Source organism: Sphingorhabdus sp. 109 (genome assembly GCF_902506555.1).
Classification (GTDB): domain Bacteria; phylum Pseudomonadota; class Alphaproteobacteria; order Sphingomonadales; family Sphingomonadaceae; genus Parasphingorhabdus.
Genome location: NZ_LR732707.1, coordinates 493,348 through 516,672 on the forward strand (window position 1 = coordinate 493,348; position 23,325 = coordinate 516,672).

General features: G+C 59.1%; 21 protein-coding genes and 1 tRNA gene. 14 read left to right on the forward strand and 8 right to left on the reverse strand.

Features of this window, described 5'->3' with window-relative positions; translation table 11 throughout:
• Window positions 1–26 precede the first annotated feature (26 nt).
• Genes leuB through BOSE62_RS02455 form a run of 4 tightly spaced genes read left to right on the forward strand, consistent with a single transcriptional unit; the run spans window position 27 to window position 3,505 of the window.
• On the forward strand, window positions 27–1,079 hold the full coding sequence (leuB, locus tag BOSE62_RS02440; protein WP_159641228.1) for a 3-isopropylmalate dehydrogenase: 1,053 nt from the start codon (window positions 27–29) through the stop codon (window positions 1,077–1,079).
• A gap of 9 nt (window positions 1,080–1,088) precedes the next feature.
• Window positions 1,089–2,297 (forward strand): trans-sulfuration enzyme family protein, encoded by a 1,209-nt coding sequence (locus tag BOSE62_RS02445; protein WP_159641231.1) that lies wholly within the window; start codon window positions 1,089–1,091, stop codon window positions 2,295–2,297.
• A 15-nt stretch (window positions 2,298–2,312) separates the two neighbouring features.
• A complete protein-coding gene (gene apaG, locus BOSE62_RS02450; protein WP_159647858.1) occupies window positions 2,313–2,711 on the forward strand; it encodes a Co2+/Mg2+ efflux protein ApaG in 399 nt (132 codons plus the stop codon).
• A complete protein-coding gene (locus tag BOSE62_RS02455) occupies window positions 2,708–3,505 on the forward strand; it encodes a LysR family transcriptional regulator (protein WP_159641234.1) in 798 nt (265 codons plus the stop codon). The genes apaG and BOSE62_RS02455 overlap by 4 nt, the downstream gene beginning before the upstream one ends.
• A gap of 16 nt (window positions 3,506–3,521) precedes the next feature.
• On the opposite strand, the gene BOSE62_RS02460 is transcribed toward BOSE62_RS02455, so the two are convergent.
• The 3 genes from BOSE62_RS02460 to BOSE62_RS02470 form a co-directional block, all read right to left on the reverse strand.
• Complete coding sequence (locus BOSE62_RS02460) at window positions 3,522–4,706, reverse strand: serine hydrolase (RefSeq protein WP_159641237.1); 1,185 nt, start codon at window positions 4,704–4,706, stop codon at window positions 3,522–3,524.
• A 162-nt stretch (window positions 4,707–4,868) separates the two neighbouring features.
• Window positions 4,869–6,857 carry a DNA topoisomerase IV subunit B gene (gene parE, locus BOSE62_RS02465; RefSeq protein ID WP_159641240.1) on the reverse strand — a complete coding sequence of 663 codons (1,989 nt, stop codon included), beginning with the start codon at window positions 6,855–6,857 and terminating at the stop codon, window positions 4,869–4,871.
• Between the two features lie 94 nt (window positions 6,858–6,951).
• Window positions 6,952–7,626 carry a GcrA family cell cycle regulator gene (locus BOSE62_RS02470; RefSeq protein WP_159641243.1) on the reverse strand — a complete coding sequence of 225 codons (675 nt, stop codon included), beginning with the start codon at window positions 7,624–7,626 and terminating at the stop codon, window positions 6,952–6,954.
• A gap of 153 nt (window positions 7,627–7,779) precedes the next feature.
• Between BOSE62_RS02470 and BOSE62_RS02475 the strand changes: the two genes are divergently transcribed.
• The gene (locus BOSE62_RS02475; protein WP_159641246.1) at window positions 7,780–8,637 is read left to right on the forward strand and encodes an ABC transporter permease; all 858 of its coding nucleotides are present in this window, start codon (window positions 7,780–7,782) and stop codon (window positions 8,635–8,637) included.
• Window positions 8,638–8,663: 26 nt separating this feature from the next.
• Here BOSE62_RS02475 and hspQ read toward each other — a convergent pair whose 3' ends face one another.
• Window positions 8,664–9,044, reverse strand: coding sequence for a heat shock protein HspQ (gene hspQ, locus BOSE62_RS02480; RefSeq protein ID WP_159641249.1), 381 nt, complete (start codon window positions 9,042–9,044; stop codon window positions 8,664–8,666).
• 301 nt (window positions 9,045–9,345) lie between these two features.
• Here hspQ and BOSE62_RS02485 point away from each other — a divergent pair, with 301 nt between their 5' ends.
• Genes BOSE62_RS02485 through BOSE62_RS02495 form a run of 3 tightly spaced genes read left to right on the forward strand, consistent with a single transcriptional unit; the run spans window position 9,346 to window position 13,291 of the window.
• Window positions 9,346–11,433, forward strand: a complete 2,088-nt coding sequence (locus tag BOSE62_RS02485; protein WP_159641252.1) for a TonB-dependent siderophore receptor — start codon at window positions 9,346–9,348, stop codon at window positions 11,431–11,433.
• An 11-nt stretch (window positions 11,434–11,444) separates the two neighbouring features.
• The gene (locus BOSE62_RS02490) at window positions 11,445–12,011 is read left to right on the forward strand and encodes a hypothetical protein (RefSeq protein WP_159641255.1); all 567 of its coding nucleotides are present in this window, start codon (window positions 11,445–11,447) and stop codon (window positions 12,009–12,011) included.
• A complete protein-coding gene (locus BOSE62_RS02495; RefSeq protein ID WP_159641258.1) occupies window positions 12,008–13,291 on the forward strand; it encodes a PepSY-associated TM helix domain-containing protein in 1,284 nt (427 codons plus the stop codon). The genes BOSE62_RS02490 and BOSE62_RS02495 overlap by 4 nt, the downstream gene beginning before the upstream one ends.
• 114 nt (window positions 13,292–13,405) lie before the next feature.
• On the opposite strand, the gene BOSE62_RS02500 is transcribed toward BOSE62_RS02495, so the two are convergent.
• Both BOSE62_RS02500 and BOSE62_RS02505 read right to left on the reverse strand, forming a co-directional pair.
• Window positions 13,406–14,317, reverse strand: coding sequence for a hypothetical protein (locus BOSE62_RS02500; RefSeq protein ID WP_159641261.1), 912 nt, complete (start codon window positions 14,315–14,317; stop codon window positions 13,406–13,408).
• A gap of 101 nt (window positions 14,318–14,418) precedes the next feature.
• The gene (locus tag BOSE62_RS02505; protein WP_159641264.1) at window positions 14,419–15,729 is read right to left on the reverse strand and encodes a S8 family serine peptidase; all 1,311 of its coding nucleotides are present in this window, start codon (window positions 15,727–15,729) and stop codon (window positions 14,419–14,421) included.
• A 121-nt stretch (window positions 15,730–15,850) separates the two neighbouring features.
• On the opposite strand from BOSE62_RS02505, the gene BOSE62_RS02510 reads away from it, so the two are divergent.
• Complete coding sequence (locus BOSE62_RS02510; RefSeq protein WP_159641267.1) at window positions 15,851–16,339, forward strand: RNA polymerase sigma factor; 489 nt, start codon at window positions 15,851–15,853, stop codon at window positions 16,337–16,339.
• Complete coding sequence (locus BOSE62_RS02515) at window positions 16,336–17,058, forward strand: anti-sigma factor family protein (protein ID WP_159641270.1); 723 nt, start codon at window positions 16,336–16,338, stop codon at window positions 17,056–17,058. Before BOSE62_RS02510 ends, BOSE62_RS02515 begins: the two co-directional genes overlap by 4 nt.
• Before the next feature lie 119 nt (window positions 17,059–17,177).
• Here BOSE62_RS02515 and BOSE62_RS02520 read toward each other — a convergent pair whose 3' ends face one another.
• Window positions 17,178–17,504 (reverse strand): hypothetical protein, encoded by a 327-nt coding sequence (locus BOSE62_RS02520; RefSeq protein ID WP_159641273.1) that lies wholly within the window; start codon window positions 17,502–17,504, stop codon window positions 17,178–17,180.
• A gap of 372 nt (window positions 17,505–17,876) precedes the next feature.
• Window positions 17,877–17,966 (reverse strand) — tRNA-Ser (locus BOSE62_RS02525).
• Between the two features lie 230 nt (window positions 17,967–18,196).
• Here BOSE62_RS02525 and BOSE62_RS02530 point away from each other — a divergent pair.
• From BOSE62_RS02530 to BOSE62_RS02545, 4 genes are all read left to right on the forward strand, one after another.
• Window positions 18,197–19,030, forward strand: a complete 834-nt coding sequence (locus tag BOSE62_RS02530; RefSeq protein WP_159641276.1) for a sterol desaturase family protein — start codon at window positions 18,197–18,199, stop codon at window positions 19,028–19,030.
• A 103-nt stretch (window positions 19,031–19,133) separates the two neighbouring features.
• Entirely contained in the window at window positions 19,134–21,284 is a 2,151-nt protein-coding gene (locus tag BOSE62_RS02535) for an FAD-dependent oxidoreductase (RefSeq protein WP_159641279.1), read from the forward strand.
• Entirely contained in the window at window positions 21,281–22,549 is a 1,269-nt protein-coding gene (locus BOSE62_RS02540; protein ID WP_236553794.1) for a NupC/NupG family nucleoside CNT transporter, read from the forward strand. Before BOSE62_RS02535 ends, BOSE62_RS02540 begins: the two co-directional genes overlap by 4 nt.
• A 9-nt stretch (window positions 22,550–22,558) precedes the next feature.
• A complete protein-coding gene (locus BOSE62_RS02545; protein WP_159641282.1) occupies window positions 22,559–23,161 on the forward strand; it encodes a CDP-alcohol phosphatidyltransferase family protein in 603 nt (200 codons plus the stop codon).
• Window positions 23,162–23,325: the final 164 nt, after the last annotated feature.

Genomic DNA, 23,325 nt, shown 5'->3' on the forward strand with positions numbered 1-23,325 from the left:
CGGCGCGCTTACAGGAAGGAACTCTTATGCATATTGCAGTGCTCGCCGGCGACGGCATTGGTCAGGAAATCATGGTCGAGGCGCTGCGCGTGCTGGGGGCTATGAACCTCCCGGGTCTCTGTCTCGATCACGCAGATGTAGGTGGTATGGCCTATCACAAGTATGGTCACCCGCTGCCACCGGAAACGCTGGAGCTGGTGAAGTCCGCGGACGCGGTGTTGTTCGGTGCGGTTGGCGACCCGTCGTGTGACAATCTGGAGCGTCATTTGCGCCCTGAACAGGCGGTGCTCGGCCTGCGCAAGGAAATGCAGACCTTTGCCAATCTGCGTCCGGCAAAAATGTTCCCCGGCATGGAAGATGCTTCCGGTCTGAAAGCAGAGATCGCGCGGACCATCGATGTCGTGATCGTAAGGGAACTGAATGGCGACGTTTATTTCGGAGAGAAAGGCATCCGCCAGACCGCCGAGGGCCTGCGCGAAGGCTATGACATCATGTCATATGACGAGAATGAAGTCCGGCGGATCGGCCATGTCGCCTTCAAGACCGCCATGGGGCGCGGCAAAAGGCTCTGCTCGGTCGACAAGGCAAATGTGCTGGAAACGTCGCAATTGTGGCGCGACGTGATGATCGAGCTGTCTGCGGACTATCCGGAAGTCGAACTTAGCCATATGTATGTCGACAATGCTGCGATGCAACTGGTGCGCAACCCGGGCCAGTTTGATGTTGTGGTGACCGGTAATCTCTTCGGCGACATTCTGTCCGATCAGGCCAGTATGTGCGTCGGGTCTATCGGCCTGCTGGCATCCGCCTCGCTTGGCGAAGGAACGCAGGGGCTCTACGAACCGATTCACGGCAGCGCGCCGGATATCGCGGGGCAGGGGATCGCCAATCCCTCGGCAATGATCCTGTCGGCTGCGATGATGTTGCGCCACAGTTTCGGAATGGAAACGGAAGCCAGCCGGATCGAAGCAGCGGTTGCGGCGGTGCTCGCGCAGGGCGTTCTGGGCCACGATCTGGGCGGATCGGCGTCCAGCGCCGAAATCGGCGACGCTATTGTCGCGCAACTGACGGGCGGCTAGGACAGGGTCATGAAAAGAAATACCGGCCGCAACCGCGAAACCACCAAGAACTGGCGTCCGGCGACGCAAGCGATCCGCAGCGGCACGATGCGCAGCGAATTTGGCGAGACATCCGAAGCCCTGTTCCTGACATCGGGCTATAGCTACGATTGCGCCGAGGATGCCGCCGCCCGCTTTAACGGCGAGCAGGAGGGCATGACCTACAGCCGCCTGCAAAATCCGACGGTGCAGATGCTCGAAGAGCGGATTGCGATCATGGAAGGGGCCGAGGCCTGCCGCGCGACCGCATCGGGCATGGCGGCGATGACCGCCGCCTTGCTCTGTCAGCTGGAAGCGGGAGACCATGTCGTTGCCAGCCGCGCCCTTTTCGGTTCCTGCCGCTGGCTGACCGACAGCTTGTTGCCCAAATTCGGGATCGACACGACCGTGGTTGACGGCCGCGATATCAAAAATTGGGAAAAGGCGATCACCCCGAAGACCAAGGTGTTCTTCTTTGAGACGCCGGCCAATCCGACGATGGATGTTATCGATATCCGCAGCGTCTGCGATCTGGCACGATCCAAGGGCATCACCAGCGTCGTCGACAACGCATTCGCCACCAATGTGCTGCAGCGGCCGATGGAATATGGCGCCGACGTGGTCGCCTATAGCGCCACAAAGATGATGGACGGGCAGGGCCGTGTTCTCGCTGGCGCGGTCTGCGGTACCGAAGAATTTATCGAAGGCCCGCTGCTCGCCTTTACCCGCAATACCGGGCCGACCCTGAGCGCGTTCAACGCGTGGGTTGTGCTCAAAGGTCTGGAAACGCTAGACCTCCGGATCCGGCGGCAGAGCAACAATGCGGAGGAAGTGGGCAGGTTTCTGGAGCAGCGGGTGGAGAAAATTCTCCACCCCGGTCTGCCCAGCCACCCGCAGCATAATCTCGCGATGCGCCAGATGGAGGCCGCCGGTCCGATCTTCTCGCTCTATGTCAGCGGCGGTCGCGCGCGGGCGCATGCTCTTCTCAACGCATTGAAGCTGATCGATATTTCAAACAATATCGGCGACAGCCGGTCGCTGATGTGTCACCCGTCTTCGACCACCCACCACGGGCTGGGTGAAGAGGCCAGAGTGGAAATCGGTATCACAGAGGACATGTTGCGAATCAATGTCGGACTGGAAGATCCGATCGATCTGATCGCTGACCTGGATCAGGCCCTTTCGTCGGTCGGGCTTTAACTCTATATCATGCGCATGGAATCATTCTTCCCTTTTGCCGAAACCACCGACGGGGTTACCGTGCGCGTCTCGGTGACCTATCTGCCCGAACAGTCGGATATCGAGGGCAGCCGCTGGTTCTGGGCCTATCATGTGCGGATCGAAAACCATCGGGACACTGCGGTCCAACTGCTGACGCGGCACTGGCAGATTAGCGACGCACGGGGTGGCATGCAGATGGTCGACGGGGATGGTGTGGTCGGTGAACAGCCGGTTATCCAGCCGGGGAAATCGCATGACTACGTGTCCGGATGCCCACTCAACACGCCAAATGGTTCGATGGAAGGACATTTTGTCATGGTCGGCAGCACGCCCCCGGCCTTTGAAGTTCGCATTCCCCAATTCCCGCTAACCGAACCGACGGTCGAACAATGAAGCGCACCCATTTGCCATTAAACGGGCTGCGCGTGCTCGATGCGGCTGCGCGGCACCTCAGCTTCACCAAGGCGGCCGATGAACTGGCCGTCACGCCGGCGGCTGTGGGCCAGCAGATCCGGGCGCTCGAGGACATGCTCGGCGTGGTCATGTTCCGCCGGACGCCCAAGGGGCTCGAACTGACCGACGAAGCGGCGGCAGGGCTGGATGCCCTGCGCTCCGGTTTCCTGCAGTTCGAGGAAGCCGTCCGCGCCATGCAATCGGGCCAGTCGTCGCACAAGCTGACCATCGCAGCACCGCGCGACTTTACCCAGAAATGGCTCAACGAGCGATTATCCGCCTTTTCTGCCGACAATCCGGATACCAGTTTCGCCCTGGTCGCCGCGGACAATGAAATCGATTTTACCGAAGCCAATCTCGATGTGGCGATCTGGCTGGGCGACGGGCCGGGACAGCATGAGGGCAAGATGCTCGGCGATACCATATTCGTGAAGGTTGCTGCGCCGGGTCTCAAGGGCGGCAACAAGATTGACTGGCCGGGATGCCCGATTTCCGAAGGGGAAGAAACCCTGATGCGGGTTGCCGATGGCGGTCTTGCGATCGAGGCGGCGGCCAATGGCTTCGGCTATGCCTGGGTACCGAAAATGCTGGTTCAGCGCGATCTGGCGGCGGGCCGCATCGAGATTATCGGCGAAGACAGCGTGTCGTCGCGCGGTTACTGGCTGATGGCGCCGCTTCCGCAATGGCGGCAGAAAAAGGTGAAAGCGCTGGTCGAGGCTCTGGCCAACGCATAGCCTTCCGGCCTTTTGGCTATTGTTCTGCGAGCAGATTGACCAGACGCGTGGTCAGGGTGAGCAAGTCGCTTTCCCGCACCGACAGTTCCACATTGTTCCAGTTAACGGAAAGGGCGTAATTTTCCCCCGTCTTGGACCGCAGAAGGAAATTGAAGGATAGTACGCCGGGTTCCGATCCGCCTTTATAGCCGAAATAATCCCATTTTTCCGCTGCATCCGGACCAATTCCGGGATTGATCGCCAAGATTGTTTTGCTCTCCTCGCTCGCGTTCACGCGCAGATAGTCGAGTAGTCTGACGATATCCGCCGGGCTGGCAAACCATTCCAGCTGATCGATGAAAGCGGGCTTGTGGGTCAATATGCGGGAATCGAGGCTGTCCAGGGTCAGGGCGCTGTCGAACTCTGCGAGCAGCCGTTCGCGCTCGGCGGGGCTGGCGTTCAGATATTGTTCCCGCCTATGTGCATGGACCGGCATTTTCAGGGCCGACGCCTGGCGTGTCATCAGCAGCGGGCGCAGGTCGTCTGGGTTGTGGTGTCCGGCGGCGCGTACGATCGCGGCCAGATTGTCCTGTCCGATGACACGGATCAAGGTGTCGGTGGCGCTATTGTCGCTGATCGAGATCATCAGGGTGGCCAGCGTGTGCAGCGTGACAGGAGACCGGTCGGGCCAATTCTGGCTGATGCCCGAGGGATGGGATTTGGGCCCCAGCTCCACGACGTCTGACCATTGCCGTTCGCCCGCCTGTATCGACCGGTCGAGTTCTGCCAATATATAGAGTTTGACGGCTGAAGCGATGGCAAAGCGGCCGTCGGGATCAAGCGCGGCGATTGGCGGGCGGGCGGGTTCATCCAGCGCCTGTACCAGCAGACCCTGACGCCCGGGCAGGGCATCGATCGCGGCCACGACCTCGTCGATATTATCGCCGATCGCCTCGAATCCGGTCAGTTGCAGCCCCGATATGCGATGCGGTGAACCAGTCTCCAGATCGATATTCACCGTTCCGATAGACCGCGTATAACGGACCGTGAGGACCGCTGAATTGGCGTTTCGCGCATCGATCGAAGATATTGCAAGCGGCTGCCCGTGCTGCTCCGTCACCTGCTGCACGATGGCGCGAAACCGGGCAGGGGGCACGGCGTTGCGGAAATTTTCGTCGAACACCACGGTCTCGATGGGCTCGCTCCGCAACAGGCGCAACACATCATTGGCCCGATTGGATAGCTGGGGAGAGAGCGAAGATTTTGTTTGGGCTATTGCTGCGCCTAACGGCTGTGCAAGCGAAACGGGAAGCAGGCAGAGTGCGAAAACATATAGGAACCGCACGATCATCTCCCGCTGCTGTTCTGGCTCAGACCCTGTTCCCTAGGCGTCGATCACATCCTCATCAAGGCTGGCCGCGTTCTGCTGGATGAAATTGAACCTATGTTCGGGATTCTTGCCCATCAGCCGGTCGACCAGATCCTTGACCCCCGCGCGTTGTTCATATTCCGGCGGTAAGGTGACCTTGAACAGCGACCTTGTATCCGGGTCCATGGTGGTTTCGCGTAGCTGCGAAGGGTTCATCTCGCCGAGACCCTTGAAACGGCTGACGTCGACTTTCTTGCCCTTGAACGGTCCGCTCTCGATTTTCACACGCGCCGCATCATCCTGCGCATAGAGGCTCTTGCCGCCGGCGCTGATGCGATAAAGCGGTGGCCGGGCCAGGTAAAGATGGCCGCGGCGAACCAACTCCGGCATTTCCTGAAAGAAAAAGGTCATCAGCAGGGTGGCGATATGAGCGCCGTCGACATCGGCGTCGGTCATGATGATGACCCGCTCGTAGCGCAGATTGTCGGGTTGGCAATCCTTGCGCGTGCCGCAGCCCAGCGCGAGGATCAGGTCGGCAATTTCACTGTTGGCCATGATCTTGGCATTATTGGCGGAGGCAACGTTGAGGATTTTACCGCGGATGGGCAGGATCGCCTGCGTCTTGCGTTCGCGCGCCTGTTTGGCGGAGCCGCCGGCGCTGTCGCCTTCGACGATGAACAATTCGGTGCCTTCGGGGTCGCCGATCGAACAATCGGTCAGCTTGCCGGGCAGACGGACCTTGCGGCCCGAGGTTGCGGTCTTGCGTTTGACTTCGCGCTCCGCTTTGCGTTTCAGCCGCTCGTCCATCCGCTCCATGACAAAGCCAAGCAAGGCCTTGCCGCGGTCCATATTGTCGGTGAGGAAATGGTCGAAATGGTCACGGACGGCATTCTCGACGAGCTTTGACGCTTCCGGTGAGGTCAGGCGATCTTTGGTCTGGCTCTGGAACTGCGGATCGCGGATGAAGACGGAGAGCATCATTTCACCACCGGAGATAATGTCGTCGGCGGTCAGCTGGGACGCCTTCTTGATCTGCACCAGTTCGCCAAAATTGCGCAATCCCTTGACGAGAGCGTTGCGCAGGCCGGTTTCGTGGGTGCCACCATTGGGAGTCGGAATGGTGTTGCAATACCAGCTGTAGCTGCCGTCGGTCCAGATCGGCCAGGTGATCGCCCATTCGACCCGGCCCTGGCTGTCGGGAAAATCCTGATTGCCGGCAAAAAAGTCGGTGGTGACGCATTCGCGTCCGGCAAGCTGTTCACGCAGATGATCGGACAGACCGCCGGGGAACTGGAACACCGCTTCTGCGGGAACATCATCGCTGACTTGACTCTCGTCGCATTTCCAGCGGATCTCGACGCCGGCGTAGAGATAGGCCTTGGAACGGGCCAGCTTGAATAGCCGCGAGGGCTTGAACCGGTTTCCTTCGCCGAAAATCTCGGTGTCTGGAATGAAAGCTATGCTGGTGCCGCGACGGTTCGGGGTGGTGCCGACTTCGTCCAGTGTGGATGTGGCGATACCCTTGGAAAAGGACTGGCGATACAGCGTCTTGTTGCGCGCCACTTCGACGATTGTTTCGGACGACAGGGCGTTGACCACGGACACGCCAACGCCGTGCAGGCCGCCCGATGTCGCGTAAGCCTTGTCGGAAAATTTGCCGCCCGAGTGGAGCGTCGTCATGATCACCTCAAGTGCCGATTTTCCGGGAAATTTCGGATGCGGATCGACCGGAATGCCGCGCCCATTGTCGCTGACCGTCAGGCGGTTGTCGGCGTCCAGAGTGATCTCTATCCGGCTGGCATGACCGGCAACGGCCTCGTCCATGCTGTTATCGATGACTTCTGCCGCGAGATGGTGAAGCGCCCGTTCGTCGACGCCGCCAATATACATGCCGGGGCGTTTGCGGACAGGTTCCAGCCCCTCGAGAACCTCGATGGCCGAGGCATCATAGTCACCGGATTTGGATTGGCTTGGCGGGTTGGAACCGAACAGATCATCAGACATGTTCGATCCTATAAGAGCGCAGGACTCGCACTGGCAAGAGACTTATGATGTCTCTGGCCAGTGCGTTGAAAATTCTCGTAATTTGGATGCCGGTTCAGCGGACCCGCGGGCCACCGAACGGCAGCGGTGGGGGGGCACGGCGAGCACCACGTGGCAATTGTGCTTGGAACGCCCGTCCGCAATGTTCGACGCAATAGGGGAAGCCGGGATTCACTTCCTCGCCGCAGAAATGGAAATCGGGTTCGCCGGGATGGTTGATCGGCCAGCGACAGATTTTGTCATTCAGGTCGAGCAGGCTCGTCTTGTCGGCAATTTCCTCGCTCGGCTTGGCCGGAACCAGCCGACGTGGCGGTGCGGGCGGGATCGGCGCCTGCTGGTCGCCGGGCCCCTGGCGCAGAAAGCCGCCAGGACCGACGGAAACGATTTTCGGTCCGTCATGCTTGGGCTGCCGCGCCTGTTGTGCAGCATGGGTCCGGGCTGCCGGCGTTGGTGGCGGCATGGCGCGACGCGCCACATGTTCTTCCTTCGGCTTGGCCGTGGTCGGGCTTTTCGTCGGCGGCTTTTTCGGTTTGGGTGCCGGTTTGGCGGCTTTTTTGGCTTGTGGCTTTGCTTTCACCGGAGACGGTCGGGATTTCAGGCCAAGGCGGTGCGCCTTGCCAATCACGGCATTGCGGCTGACGCCGCCCAGTTCTTCCGCGATCTGGCTGGCAGTCAGGCCTTTTTCCCACATTTTCTTCAGCGAATCGATCCGCTCGTCAGTCCAAGCCATGCAAAGTCCTAATTATCTTGAGTTACAGGCGATATAGGGTCGAGAGGGTGATTATACAACCATGATATTGGCATGAAAATGGCCTGATGCCGGCACGGTTTTGGCACGATATGGGGTTGTGATTGACGCTGCGAGCCGATAGGCGATGTGCCTATGCTCGACCAACCCGAAAAAGATCTGACGACCGGCGGCCCTGTCCGCACGGTACAATTTGCCGAACCCGGCACGCCCATCATCCGTGGTGTCAACTGGGCCGGTTTTCTTGCGCTCTACTGGAAAGAGGTCCGGCGATTTTTCAAGGTCCAGTTGCAGACCGTGTGGGCGCCGTCGATCACGACCCTGTTGTTTCTGGTCATCTTCACCGTCGCCATGGGGCGCGGTGATCATAGCGTATTGGGTGTACCCTTCGCCGATTTTATCGCGCCCGGCCTGATCTGCATGGGCATGTTGCAAAATGCCTTTGCCAACAGCAGCTTTTCGATGCTGGTCGGCAAGATCCAGGGGACGATCGTCGATTATCTGACGCCACCATTGTCGGTCGGAGAATTGCTGGCGGCGCTGGTCACAGCCTCGATGACGAGGGCGATACTGGTCGGTTTCGCGGTCTGGCTGGCAATGTTCTTCTGGCCCGGCGTCAATGTCGGTGTGTCCCACTGGTGGGCAGTGATCTGGTTCGGCCTGATGGGGGCTGCGATGCTTTCGCTGCTCGGCGTGCTGACCTCGATCTGGGCGGAAAAATTCGACCATGCTGCTGCGGTCACCAATTTCGTGGTCGCGCCGCTGGCGCTGCTCTCCGGCACATTCTATTCGATCGAGCGCCTGTCGCCGGCGTTTCAGGCTGTCAGCCATGCGAACCCGTTCTTCTACGCGATATCCGGTTTCCGCTACGGCTTTCTCGCCGAGGCCGATTCGCCGGTCATTCTCGGCGCGCTGATTCTGCTGGCGATCAACATCGGCCTGACATTGATCTGCTATTTTCTGCTGAAATCGGGCTGGAAGATCAAGTCCTGACCAGAGGCTGACGGTTGCCGGAAAGCCTAGTGCCGGTGGATTTGATGCAGCTTGTATTTGCCATTCTCGGTTGCCTGGAACAGCCGCGCCACATCGGGGTGGCCAACCGGCTCGCCGCTGTCATCCCACAATAGATTTTGCTGGCTGACATAGGCAACATAGCTGCTGTCGGCGTTTTCCGCGAACAAGTGATAGAAAGGCTGGTCTCTCGGCGGCTGCAGATCCTTCGGAATCGCCTCATACCATTCCTCGCTATTGGCGAAGACCGGATCGATATCATAAATAACGCCCCGAAAATCGAAAATCCGGTGTCTTACAACATCACCAATGGCAAATCGCGCATCGAGAATATCGGGCGTGTTGGGCGGCAGGGGATTGCCGGACTTGAAGGGGTCTGCTGCGTTCATGCTGACAATTTAGGCGCTTTGCGATCATATGCAAGCACTGCTTCGGTGGGATCGGACGGGGGTGGGCTGCACCGGTTCGGACGCGTGCCTTTCTGCTGCATGGAGAGATCGGTTCGGGCAATCGTCAGTTGCGGGATGGCTTTCGTCCTTCGTCGTCCAATTTTCTATTTGCTAATATGTCTTCACAACTCATGAAATGAACAGAGATATCAACCGGTTGAAATAACCACTCAATTATTATTGCAAATGCAAATGATTCTCAATAGTAAGTATCTCGAACATTGTAATGTGAGGGATACCAATGCGACTTTTGAAGACTGCCATCCTGTGCGCGAGCGCGCTTTCTCCATTGCCAGCGCTGGCTGCCAGTGAAGACGCAGATGCCGAACAACGGACAATCATCGTTACCGGAGCGCAGGAAGAGGGCTTTAGCGCGACCAAGACTGACACGCCGGTAATCGAGACGCCGCAACCGATTACGGTGATCGACGACGAGCTTTTTCTCGCTCAGGGCGCGATAAGCATCGGAGACACACTGAATTATGTGTCCGGTGTGACGGCCAATCCCTACGGACCCGACAGCCGGGTTGACGGGGCCTTTGTCCGTGGGATCAATGCGCTCCAGTTCCGCGACGGCATGCGCGATATTTACAGTTTTTATGCCAGCATCCGCGCTGATCCCTATAATTTCGATCAGGTGGAACTGGTCCGTGGTCCGGCCTCGGTTCTGTTCGGCCAAGGTGCACTGGGCGGTATAATCAATCTTGTTTCGAAGCGGCCCGAATTCGAGGCGAGCGGGGAAGTGTCGCTGCGCTACGGCTCGTTCGATCGCAAGGAAGCGCTGATCGACGTTACCGGTCCGCTCGGTGATACGGTTGCTGCCCGGATCGTGGCGCGCGTTCGCGACGCTGACACCCAAACCGATTATGTGCCGGATGACCGCGTGATGGTCTCGCCCTCGATCACCTTCAAGCCGTCCCCCGATACCGATATAACGTTCATCGGCCTGTACCAGGAAGATGACAGCGGTTCGACATCGCAATTCCTGCCGCTGGTGGGGACAATCCTGCCCAATCCCAATGGCCAGCTTTCGAACAGCCTGTTTGTCGGCAAGCCTGGCTGGGATCGCTATGACGGCCGCCTGTTGCAGGGGACCGCGCTGTTCGAACATCGTTTCGGGGATACCGCAAAGCTCAACCTCAAGGCGCGCTATATCGACAGCGATCTGACCTATTTCACCCATTATCCGAACAATTATTCCAACCCGACCAACCCCTATCTGGACGCAGACCAGAGAATAATCGGCCTCTATGTCGACGGCAGTATCGCGCGGATGGAAGTTTTTTCGACCGACAATAATGTCCAGTTCAACTTCAACACCGGTTCGAATATCGAGCATACTGTGCTCGCCGGCGTCGATTTCAGCTTTAATTCGGTCCACAAGACGGGCGGTTTCGGATTTGAGGCGATCGATATTTACGATATCGATTATGACGCGCTCTCCGATTATGGTGGCGGCTTGCCGACACCGACCTATGTCTCGGAAGATGTCGATCAGGACCAGCTCGGCATCTACGTGCAGAACCAGATGCGCTTCTTTGACCGCGTGTCGATCGTGCTCGGTGCGCGGCGTGACTGGACGACCGCGCAGAGCATGGGCGGCGCGAGCCGGGAAGATGCGGCCACGACTTTCCGCGCCGGGATCATTGCCGAGATTGTCGAAGGCGTCTCGCCCTTCTTCAGCTACACCGAGAGTTTCGAACCGATCGCCGGAACCGCCAGCGACGGCAGCGCCTTCATTCCCAAGGCGGGCCGCCAGTTCGAGGCGGGGATCAAATTCCACCCGGCCGACAATATCCTGATGACCGTCACCGGCTATCATATCAAGGAAAGCAATCGGCCGGTCTCGGATGACAGCACGACCGACCCGTTTGACCAGATCCAGATCGGGTCAATGACCTCAAAGGGTGTCGAGTTCGAGGGCAATGTCTCCTTGCCAGGCGAATTTACCGTGATCGCCAACGCCAGCTATAACGAGGCGGAAGTGGACGGCACGGGGCACCAGCTCGACAATGTGCCGAAATTCAACGCCTCGCTCTGGACGACCAAGGGCTTCGCGCTGGGCAATGACACCAGGCTGCTGCTCGGCGGCGGTGTGCGCCATGTCGGCAAGCAGCGGTCGTTCGGACCGGCCTTTCCCGACGGCGTTCTGACACCCTCCTACACGCTGGTCGATATGCTGGCGGAAATAACCTACGCCAACTGGAGCTTTGCGCTCAACGCCACCAACCTGTTCGACAAGCGCCATTATTCGGCCTGTCTGGCGCGCGGCGATTGTTTTGTGGGCAGCGAACGCAATATCATGGGCACGGTAAGCTACCGTTTCTGATGGCGGATGAGATGCTTTTCGCTGCCGGATCGGCAAGCGCGGTTGCCGCCCTATTGGTCTTGCGCTTTTCCTGGGCGAGACCGGGCCGCTCGTGGCTTCTGAACGCCGCCGGCTGGTTGCTCCTCGCGACTTCTGTTGCCGCGGGATCGGCTGTGGCCGGCGCGTGGGGGATATCGGTCGTGGCGCTCTGGGCGATGGGAGCGGCGTTTGTCCTGCTCGCCGTCGCTGCCTGGAAGTCGCCACCAGCCAGACGCAAAGCGTCCAGCCGCAGGGCAGGGATGCTGCCCGAGGCCGGTGAGCCGTTACGGCTCGGGGGCCGGGTGACTACCTTTCTGCTGATCGTGCTCGGCGCGATGATTTCGTCCATCGCTCTGGCCATCACCACGAGATGGCTCGCGCTGCTGATGGGGGCCAGTGAAGGCAATGCCAACGTGCTTGCGTTGTTCGCGGCGCCGCTCGGCTGGACGATATTGGCCTTTCTCATCCCGATGACCAACGGCCGCAGACGCCAGCTGGCCATTCTTTCTATTCCGATCGCCACTGCCATTCCGGCTTTCGTCACAGGGAGCCCGCTATGAGCCTCACCATCGAACCGGGGACGGTTAAAAAGTCTCTCTCCGCCCATGCAGCCATTGGTCTGATCGCCGGTGCGCTGCTTTATATTGTGTCGCTGACCGGCACGGTTGCGGTTTTCTATCAGGAACTGCAACGGGTCGAGCAACCGAATGCACCGGAAATGGCGTCGATAACGCCCGAAGCGGTGCAGCGCGGCGTCGAGGCTGTTCTCGCCAGTGAGGCAGGCCAGCCGAGCACGACCCATCTTTACGTGCACCTCCCGGACAAGGAACTACCGCGCACGGCGGTTACCACGGATACGCAGGCGGTCTATCTGGCGCAGGATGGCAGCATTTCCGGACCCGAAGAGATCGCCTGGTCGGACTTTGTCGTGAAGCTCCACTATACGCTCAACCTGCCAGTGCTGGTCGGGATCACGATCGTGGGAATCTTGGGCGTTATGATGCTGGCGCTCGCGGTCAGCGGCGTTGTTGCCCATCCGCGTATCTTTCGCGACGCTTTTCGCTTGCATGCCCGCAACGACAGCGGCGTGGGGCTGGCCGACTGGCATAATCGCCTGAGCGTCTGGACCTTGCCCTTTTCCGTTGCGATCGCGCTGACCGGCGCGCTCATCGGACTGGCCAGCATCACCGCTTATGCTATCGCCGCTGACGATTATCAGGGGGATGTCGAAGCGGTTTACGGACCGATCTTTGGCGAGGAGGGCGAAGCCGATCTGCGGCCCGCGCCAGTCCCCGATGTAGCGGCTGCGCTCGAGCATATGGCCGAAGCCTATCCCGAACTGAACCTGACCTATGCCATTCTCCACGACCCGATGACCAAGGGCCAGCATATCCAGATTGTCGGCGAGCATGACCGGCGGTTGATCTTCGGTGAATATTATGCGTTCAGCGCCGATGGCACATTTGAACATACGGCCGGTCTTGCGGACGGGGACTGGGGACAGCAGGCCGCAGCCTCAACCTATCAGTTGCATTTCGGAACCTTTGGCGGTCTGCCGGTGAAGCTTGCCTATCTTTTGTTCGGCGCGGCGCTGACGGCAATCTGCGCCACCGGCACTTATATCTGGCTGGGCAAGCGCCGACGCAGAGGCATTGAGGAGCCCCGCCTCCGGGGTGCCTGGCACGGCGTCATCATCGGCACGCCGCTCGCCCTGACGTTAACGCTGATGGCGCGTTTCCTTTTCGGCAATGCCTTTCCCTTTCCAATCGTCTTCTGGATCGGGCTGATGATTGCGATATTTGCTTGCGCGGAAATCATAAAACGCAAAGCGGCTGATTGAAACCGGTCCAGAATGGAAAAGGGCGCGCCAGATCAAGATCTGACGCGCCCTTTGCCGGCCGGATGTCTGTGGGGGTGGAGGCTTCCGCTCATGGACAGCCCGCCAGCAATTATTTTACTGGCTGCTTTCGCTTTGCGGCGTCTGTTCCTGTTGCTTGGCAGCCTGCTTGATTTCACCTTTGCTCATGCCGGTGACCAGCACGTCGCCCGACCCGGCAAAATTAGCTGCGGGCAGGGTGGCGGTGCGGTTTCCGGCTTCAACAACCACCGCGCTGACCACACCGGAACCGGTTTGGCGGACATCCTGGACATAGCCGACCACGCGTCCTTTCGGGTTTTCGATCGGCATTCCGGGTGAAACGGCAAACATGCCATCGGCATTGGCCGCTGTGCTGCCCGAAGCGGCGAGCTGGCCAAGATTACCCATCGCCAAGGCGCTACCGCTGGCAGCGATGCTGCCGCCGAGGGATATGGTGTTTTGAGCGCTGTTGACGGTATTCCCGGCAGTTGCGGTTGCTGTTGAAACAGCGCCGTTGGTGGTTGATTTTACCCCCGCAACGCTATCGCGGACTGTTCCGACAGCTTGTCCGGTGGTCGAGCGCAGGGCGTCGGTGCCGATCAAAGTGGTGTCAGTACCGACATTGGCGGAACCGGAGGCAGAGCCACTGGCGGCACTGTTAACGGCTCCGTTGACTGTCTCGTTCGAGCTAGTGACGCCGCCAAGCAGCGAGCCATTCGCGCTCGAGCTGCTGCTGGCGTCGGTTGCCACACGGCCTGTCTTGGTGTCGACTGTGCGGTCAATCTGGGTGGAGCTGGTCACCCCGCCGCGTCCGGTAACGGTTCCGCCCGTCTGACCGATCGTGTCTGTTCCGGAACCGATATTACCGCCCAGATTGCCACCCAGAGAACCGCCCAAAGAGCCTCCGAGACCGCCGCTGCCGCCGAGCAGCTGGGCCGATGCCGGCGCTGTCGCCAAAAGCGCAATGGTGAATGTAGCGGTGAAGATATTTGTGATCGACTTTTTCATGATGTTTCTCCTTCTGTGGCGATGCAGTTTTTCGCCATCTGCCAAGAGAACGAGCCGCCGTTCCGGATTAATCCGTCCTGTGCAAAAAAAAATCAGAATATTTATCGGGCGGCGCAGTTTTCGCAGACCAGGCCATGGCCGTAGACCTTGTCCGTGCCCTTTTTGCCGAGATCCCGGGCTTCGCCGATCAGCGCGCTCACCGCCTTTTCGATCGCTGCTATATCGGGGGCAGGATAATGCGCGGCAAGACGCGCTGCTACCAGGGGAGCGGCATAGGAAGTGCCGCGCAACGGCACGGTCTTGCCATCCGGAGAGGCGCCCCTGATATCTGCGCCGGGGGCAGCGAAATCGACCGGCGTGGCAATTCCGGCTTCCGGTAGCGCCTTGTTCCGGCGATCCACGCCCGTCACGCCGAGGACGCCCTTGTAGGCAGCCGGAAAGCGCGGCGGGGCCGCCGGCCCGTCATTGCCCACGGCAGCCACGATCAGCATGCCCTTGCCCTGGGCGGACCGGATTGCGCGGCGGAGCAAGCCATTGTCCGGGCCGACAAGGCTGATGGTAACGACAGAAATTTTCCGCGTCGCCATCCAGCCGAGCGCACGTGCTATCGCGGTTGCATTACCGCCCGCTGGATCGCTGCCATAAATGTCCGCCGCCACTAGTCCGGTTCCACTGTTTTTTCCGCTCATGGAAATCAGCGACGCGATGGCTGTGCCGTGCGCGCTCGCTACCGGTGCTCCTTTGGCAAAGCCGCGCTGTTCGACAGGGATATTTATCAGACCATGTCTGGCGACGCCTCCGTCAATCAGACCGATGGTCGCGGCTTTGGCAGCACCTCCGGCCAGCAACGCGGCGGGCAGGGCATCGCAACTGCCGCAGGGCGACGGTGTGGCGCTGGTGAAATAGATATTGTCACCGCTGATGTCGGCCTCGCGCGCGATTTTCTGAAGCTTCTTCTGCTCCGACTTGAGGCTCTTGCCTTGTCGCGTCGAAAATTTCACGAAGCTCAGGTCCAGCCCGTCGATCCGGCCGCGTTCAACCACGGCGAAACCACTGGCCACGGCTTTGCTGACCGATGCTTCGGAGATGTCGGTTGCCACCAATATGCCGCGCACCGCGGGATCGCCATTTTCGTCTCGCTCCACATGCGCCCGATTGTCTCGCAGGAACCGGCTGGTCCGGTCCATACGCAGGCGGTCGAGCAATGCTGTCAGCTCCGACCTGCTCAGCCGGTCGAGCAGATCTCCTTCGAGCGCACCGGTGAGCGGATCTATCGTCTTGCTGGTTGCCTCTCCGACAGTCCGGTCGGGGAGGGGAAGGCCCGGCCCGACGCCAGGCAGCGATAGCTGGGCCCATGCCGCGGCCGGAACCAAGACGATCAGGATCATCAACAAGTATCGCGCTGCTTTCATGCCTTCAATCCTTCCGGTAGCGACAGGCCATTGCCCGTTTGCTTTTTTTTGCGTTCATGGATTAAACGAACCGGCTCCATCGTTTCATCCATAGACCATCAATAAAGGATATCCGCGCTGAATGGCATTTGAACAGGATTTGCTGGAACTGCTCCCGCAATTGCGGCGTTTCGCCCGCGGCCTTACGCGCAATATCGATGATGCAGATGATCTGTGTCAGATGGCCCTGGAACGCGCGCTGAACAAGCGTGACCAATGGCAAACGGGAACAAGACTGGATAGCTGGATGTACAGGATTACAAGGAATATCTGGATCGATACGGTCCGCGCGGCAGGGCGGCGGGAGCATGTCGCCAATGATGATGACGCCATGCAGAATGTTGCGGGTGACGATCACCAGCGCATGGAAGAGCGGATGGAACTTTCCGATGTTGACCGGGCGATGGATCTTTTGCCGCTCGAACAGCGCGAAGCCATCGTGCTCGTCCTGGTCGAAGGCTTTGCTTATAAGGAAGCGGCAGAGTTGCTTGACATACCAATCGGCACCCTGACCTCGCGACTGGTTCGCGGACGAGAAGCGCTGCAACGCGGACTGGGAGAAGCGGCATGACCTTTGATGACGAAACGATCGTCGCCTATGTCGATGGCGAATGCGATGCGGTGACCGCCAGGCGGATCGAAAAGGCGATGGAGACGGACAATCTGCTGGCCGATCGCATCGCCAGAGAACGGGCCCTTAAAAGCCGGATCGCCGCCCATTATGATCCCGTCGCGCAAGAGCCTGTGCCGGATCGCCTGACCGCGCTGTTGACCGCTTCGATGGAAAATAATGTCGATAACAGCTTTGCCGAGCGAAAAGCCGGGAAAGACCGGAAACGCGCCGGCCGAGCGGGTTTCGGCATCGCGCAATGGGGCGCGATGGCGGCAACACTCGTTCTGGGCATCGTGGTCGGCCAGTTCGGCCTCGGCCAGAATGCCGGTCCGGTTGCCCAGCAGGAGGGCGCGCTGATCGCCAGTGGCCAACTCGAAACCGCTCTGGAAAAGCAGCTTGCCTCGGTCCAGAGCGAAGACAGCCGCTATCGCATCGGTCTGACCTTCCGTTCAAGGTCGGATCAGATTTGCCGCAGCTTTGACGGCGAAGCGGTTGCCGGTATCGCCTGCAAGGCCGACGGCCGCTGGCAACTGGAGGAGATGATTCCCGGCAAAGCGACCAGCGGTTACAGACAGGCCTCGAGCAGTGAAATCAATGCCCGCGCCGCGGCGATGATGGCCGATGCGCCAGTCGATGCGGAAGGTGAGCGCCAATTGATGGAAAATGGCTGGAAATAGCGCCGGCAAAGAATGCCGCACCATACGGTCAGCTTCTGCTGTGCTGGTCCTGTCCGCCCACAAACAAAAAAAAGAGGCGGGGACTGATCCCCGCCTCTTTTACTGGCGATGGTGTCATTCTACTTGCCGATCGTGACCCGCCCCGCCCGGAAATTGCGATCGCGCATTTCCTCGACATAATCCTTGTCGGCATCGACAAGTTCATTTTCATATTCTTCCCACGCATCACGCGTGTCTTCTGCATCGGTCGCGCGGCGCAGATCGCTTTTTAGCTCCTTGTCGGCTTCCAGCACATCCGCCAGATAATTATACCAATGCTTGTCATATTGACCGGCAATCGGCTCTTTGCGGATTTCCACATGGCTTTCCTGGCCGACATGGGCGGCCAGCGGGCTGCCGGCAATTGCGATGACGGCGAAACCGGTTGTCAAAAATGCGGTTCTCATTTCCATATCTCCATATTGATTGCGCAAGGAGAACGATGAAAAATCCGTTTTCCATCCATCGTCCGCGAAAAAGATCGGAATTACAGGCTGCGGACGCTGCCCCTTGTATATGGCCTCGCTGAATATGCGTCATGTCGGTAACGCCGGCAAAAGCAATTCCCGCGGCTTCTCTGCACCAGTACCATAGACGCTGGTGAGGCCGGCCAGCGGCCGCCACAGGCCGCTAACACAATTGCCGTATGTCCGTTTTCTGGTCGGACTACATGCCAGCCAGGCGACCCTGCCTGCGCGCAGCTTTCGGGCTGCTGAAAATGGAGCGGTTGGATGTCTGGATGGTGGCAGTGGCACTTACGATGAAAGCCGCAGTGTCTGTGGAGGTGCGTTAGGGATTCGAACCCTAGATACCATTGCTGGCATACCGCATTTCGAGTGCGGCGCTTTCGACCACTCAGCCAACGCACCTCATAGACGGGGCAGCATCTAGCGATCATCGCGCAGCGCTGCAACCCATATTGGGATGTCGGGAAAAATCGCCGGACAATCGGGCAGGGGGGCATTTCGCGGGCCGGCTGAAACTATTGCAAAACTGCGGATAACTGGAAAGGGCTGTTGTCCTTGCAATCTCTGCTATAGGCGGTGACACCAACTTTCCGGAGCCAGAGAAGCCGAATGGCAAAGCACAGACCTCTTCCATGACAGACAATTTCGCTCAATATGGCTTGCTCCTGTCCGTGCTGCTGTTCGTGATTCTCGCCGTCAGCGAGGCGCTGTTTCCGCGCCGCAAGCGTTTGCTGTCACGGGCCAGACGCTGGCGGACCAATATAGTGATCATCCTGCTGGACAGCGTTGCGCTCCGGCTGACGGGGCCGGTCGCCGCGCTCGCCGTGGCTGGCTATGCGGCGCAAAATCATATCGGGCTGTTCAACTGGACAGACTGGCCTGCATGGGTGGAAATTGCATTCGCCTTGATCCTGCTCGATCTGGCGATCTACGCGCAGCATATCGCGACCCACAAGATCCCGTTGCTATGGGCCATTCACCAGGTTCACCATGCCGACCGCGACATCGATGTAACGACCGGAATACGCTTTCATCCGGTCGAGATCATCCTGTCGATGCTGTACAAATGCCTGTTGGTATTGCTGATCGGGCCGAGCTTGCTGGCGGTGTTTGTTTTCGCGCTCATCCTCAACCTTTGCGCGATGTTCAACCACAGCAATTTGCGGCTGCCCGGCTGGCTGGACCGACGGCTGCGCCTGTTCCTCGTCACCCCGGACATGCATCGGGTTCACCATTCGACCGTGCCCGGCGAAACCGATAGCAATTACGGTTTCAGCATCGCCCTGTGGGACCGCCTATTCGGCACCTATATCGCGCAGCCGGAAGCCGGACATGATGATATGATCATCGGTCTCGAAGAATATCAGACTGACAGTCCGGCTGATCTATGGTGGAGCTTGGCGCTTCCGTTCCGGAAAGGCTATCGGTCGAACAAGGTCAAAAGTTACAAAAGAAATTCTACCTGAGCCGGAAAATAGGCTAGGTTCCAAAGCGGTCAGAAGCTTCATATAGCAAGGAACATTCAAAGCCAGTCAATGCAACGACGCCCCGCCGGGCAGAAAGTTTTCCATGAAAAAAATACTGATCCTTGTTCTGTTCGGCATCGCCATCGCCAGCTTCTTCTATTTCGATCTGGGCTCGCAGCTGACGCTCGCCAATCTGAAGGAACAGCAAGCCGCCTTTGACGCGCAATATCGGGCGGCGCCCTTGCTCGTTATCGGCATCTTCTTCCTGATCTATGTGGCGGCGACCGCGGCATCGCTGCCGGGCGCGCTCGTTCTGACGCTCGCGGCGGGCGCCTTGTTCGGCGTTCTAGCCGGCACGATTATCGTATCCTTCGCCTCGACAATCGGCGCGACCATCGCCTTCCTGTCGTCGCGTTATCTGTTTCGTGACACGATCAAGGCGCGTTTCGGTGACCGGCTGAAGGCAATCGACGACGGCGTCGAAAAAGACGGGCCATTCTATCTGCTGACGCTCCGTCTGGTCCCGATTTTCCCCTTCTTCCTGATCAACCTGCTGATGGGGCTCACCGCGATCAAGGCGCGCACCTTCTATATCGTCAGCCAGATCGGCATGTTGCTCGGCACAGTGGTCTATGTGAACGCGGGGACGCAGCTCGCCAATATCGACGAGGTCAGCGATATCGGCTCGCCGGGACTGCTATTGTCCTTCGCCGCGCTCGGCATAACGCCGTGGATCGGCAAGTGGATCGTCGGACTGATCAAGCGCCGGAAAGTCTATGCGCGCTGGACCCGACCGAAAAAATATGATCGCAATATGGTGGTGATTGGTGCAGGTGCGGCCGGTCTGGTCTCCTCTTATATTGCGGCCACGGTCAAAGCCAAGGTGACGCTGGTCGAAGCATCGAAAATGGGTGGCGACTGCCTCAACTACGGCTGTGTGCCCAGCAAGGCGCTGATCAAGAGCGCCAAGGTTGCCGAGCAGATGCGCCACGGCGATGTTTATGGTCTGGACAAGGTCGAACCGACCTATAGTTTCAAGGCGGTGATGCAGCGCATTCACGGCATTATCGCGGATATCGAACCGCATGACAGCGTCGAGCGCTATACCGATCTCGGTGTCGATGTGGTGAAGGGCTATGCGACGATTGTCGATCCGTGGACGGTCGAGATCAAGCGCGAGGACGGCGAGATGCAGAGGCTCACCACCCGCTCCATCGTCATTGCGACCGGCGGCCGGCCGTTTGTGCCCGATCTGCCCGGCCTCGATGAGGTCGGCTATGTGACCAGCGATACCTTGTGGGAAGAATTCGCGCAGATGGACGATATTCCCGAGCGCATGATCATACTCGGCGGCGGCCCGATTGGCTGTGAATTGAGCCAGGCCTTTGCCCGGCTCGGTGCCGAGGTGGTGCAGGTGGAGCGTTCGGACCGCCTGCTGGCGCGCGAAGATGATGAAGTCGCGGAACTGGCTCTCGGTGCTCAGCAAGGCTCCGGCGTCGAAGTCTTGACCGGCCATGACGCGATCCGTTGTGAGCTGGTGGACGGCGAGAAACGGCTGATCCTCTCTGCAGATGGCAAAGAGAAGAGCGTCGCCTTCGACGCGCTGGTGGTTGCGGTCGGACGCAGCGCGCGTCTGAACGGCTTTGGACTGGAAGAGCTGGGCATTGAAACCGACAAAACGGTGGTCACCGATGATTATCTGGCGACCCTCTATCCCAATATTTTTGCCGCCGGTGATGTGGCCGGCCCCTATCAGTTCACCCATGTCGCTTCGCATCAGGCATGGTTTGCTTCGGTCAACGCCCTGTTCGGCCAGTTCCGCAAGTTCAAGGCCGACTATCGGGTGATCCCGTGGACCACCTTCATTGATCCCGAAATTGCGAGGGTCGGCCTGAACGAGCAGGACGCCAAGGCGCAGAACATCGCCTATGAAGTCACGACCTACCAGATGCACGAGCTGGACCGCGCGATTGCGGACAGCGCCACCACGGGATTTGTCAAAGTATTGACCCCACCGGGCAAGGACAAGATTCTGGGCGTCACTATTGTCGGCGATCATGCCGGGGAATTGCTCGCCGAATATGTGCTGGCGATGAAATATAAGCTCGGCCTCAACAAGATTTTGGGCACGATCCATACCTATCCGACCATGGCAGAGGCAAATAAATATGCCGCCGGCGAATGGAAACGGGCGCATGCGCCGCAAGGCCTGCTGCGCTGGGTCGAGCGTTATCACGACTGGATGCGCGGATGATGGCAATCTTGCAGCAAGGCCAGGGCCTGATCGGCCTGACGCTGATCCTCCTGTTCGTCTGGCTGCTGTCGGAAAACCGGCAGGCCCGGCCGAGCTGTAAATGGATCGGCGGGGCGCTGTTGCTGCAATTTGCCATTGCGCTGGTGATCGTCCGGGTGCCCTTTGTCTGGGATATCATCGGTCTCGCCAATCAGGGCGTGATGGCAATTGAAAAGGCCACGCTGGTCGGATCATCTTATATGTTCGGCTATGCCGGCGGGGCCGAATTGCCTTTTGTCCTGAAGGAAGGCGCACAGCCGCCGCTGATCATCGCCTTCCAGATATTGCCCCTCGTCATCGTTTTCTCGGCGCTGTCCGCCTTGCTGTGGCATTGGGGCGTGCTCGCCTGGATCGTCCGCGGCCTGTCCTGGGCGCTGCGCAAGACGATGGGGGTCAGCGGCGTGGTCGGCCTCAGCGGCGGCGCGAATATCTTCCTCGGCGTGGTAGAATCGCCGCTGGTGTTGCGCGCCTATTTCGAGAAGATGAGCCGGGCGGAGCTGTTCATGGTGATGGTGCTGGCCATGTCGACCATTTCTGGCGCAATACTGGTTCTCTACGCCTCGACCCTGTCCGCCACCGTGCCCAATGCGGTTGGCCATATGATCTCCGCATCGCTGATCTCGCTGCCGGCCGCGATATTGCTGGCTCGCCTGATGGTACCGGGCAATGGGAAGACTGAGACTGGTAACGAGCAGCCGGGACTCAAATATGACGGCAGTATCGATGCCATTGTGCGCGGCACGATGGAAGGTGTGCAGGTGTTTCTGGCAGTAATCGGCATCATCCTTGTGGTGTTTGCGCTAGTCGCGCTGGTCGACCAGATATTGACGATATTGCCCTATGTCGACGGTCAGGCGGTGACGATCAGACGCGCTTTCGGCTGGCTGTTCGCACCGCTGATGTGGACGTTGGGCGTGCCTTGGGATCAGGCGCCGGCTGCCGGTGCGTTGATGGGCACCAAGACCATCCTCAACGAATATGTCGCCTATCTCGATCTCTCCGCGCTGCCGGAAGGAACCTTCGATCCGCGCAGCCAGTTGATTGTCGTCTATGCCTTGTGCGGTTTCGCCAATCTTGCCAGCGTCGGCCTGCTCGTTTCGACGATCGGAACGCTCGCGCCATCACGCCGGGTTGAGGTCGCGGGGCTGGGCATGAAAAGCTGGATCGCCGGCAATTGCGCCACCGCAATGACTGGCGCGGTGATCGGCCTGATTACCTTTTCCTAAGGAACGGAGATGCTGGATTCCAAGATAAGACCGCTGATAGATCCACCGCTCAATGCAATAGGCAAGAATCTGGCACGAGGGGGCGTTACTGCCAACCAGGTTACTCTTGCCGGCGCGCTGCTGGGTGTCACCGCCGGTATCGCGATCGGTTATCAGCACTATCTTTTGGCGCTCGCGCTGGTGCTTTTGAGCCGTATCCTCGACGGTCTCGACGGCGCCGTTGCGCGCGCCACAAGCCAGTCCGATTTTGGCGGCTATATTGATATCGTCGCTGATTTTGCCTTTTACGTCGCGGTCCCGCTCGGCTTCGGCTTTGCTGACCCGACAAATCTCCCCTTAGCGATGGTCCTGATCGCAAGCTTCACCCTCACCGGGATCAGTTTTCTTGCTTATGCAGTAATGGCCGCGAAAGCGGGTCGCGAAACCGAGGCGCATGGCAAGAAGAGCTTCTTCTACAATAGCGGCCTCGCAGAGGGGACCGAAACCATTGCAGCCTTCGTGCTGATGTGTTTGCTACCGCACTATTTTGGCGCGATTGCAGCGGTCTATTCGTTTATGTGCGTGATCACCGTGGTTCAGCGGACGATTGCCGCGAAAATGGACTTTCCCTGATCGGCCAGCGGGCGTCTGGAGAGGGGCGGTTGGCTTCTGCTACAGGCTCAGATGATCTTCATCCTTCGGTCATAGTTGAACCATAAAGGGACTTCGACCACCGATTGTATGGTGAATCGGATTTTTCACCAATATTAGCTGGGAAATGCTGTTGTTTTTTGGCA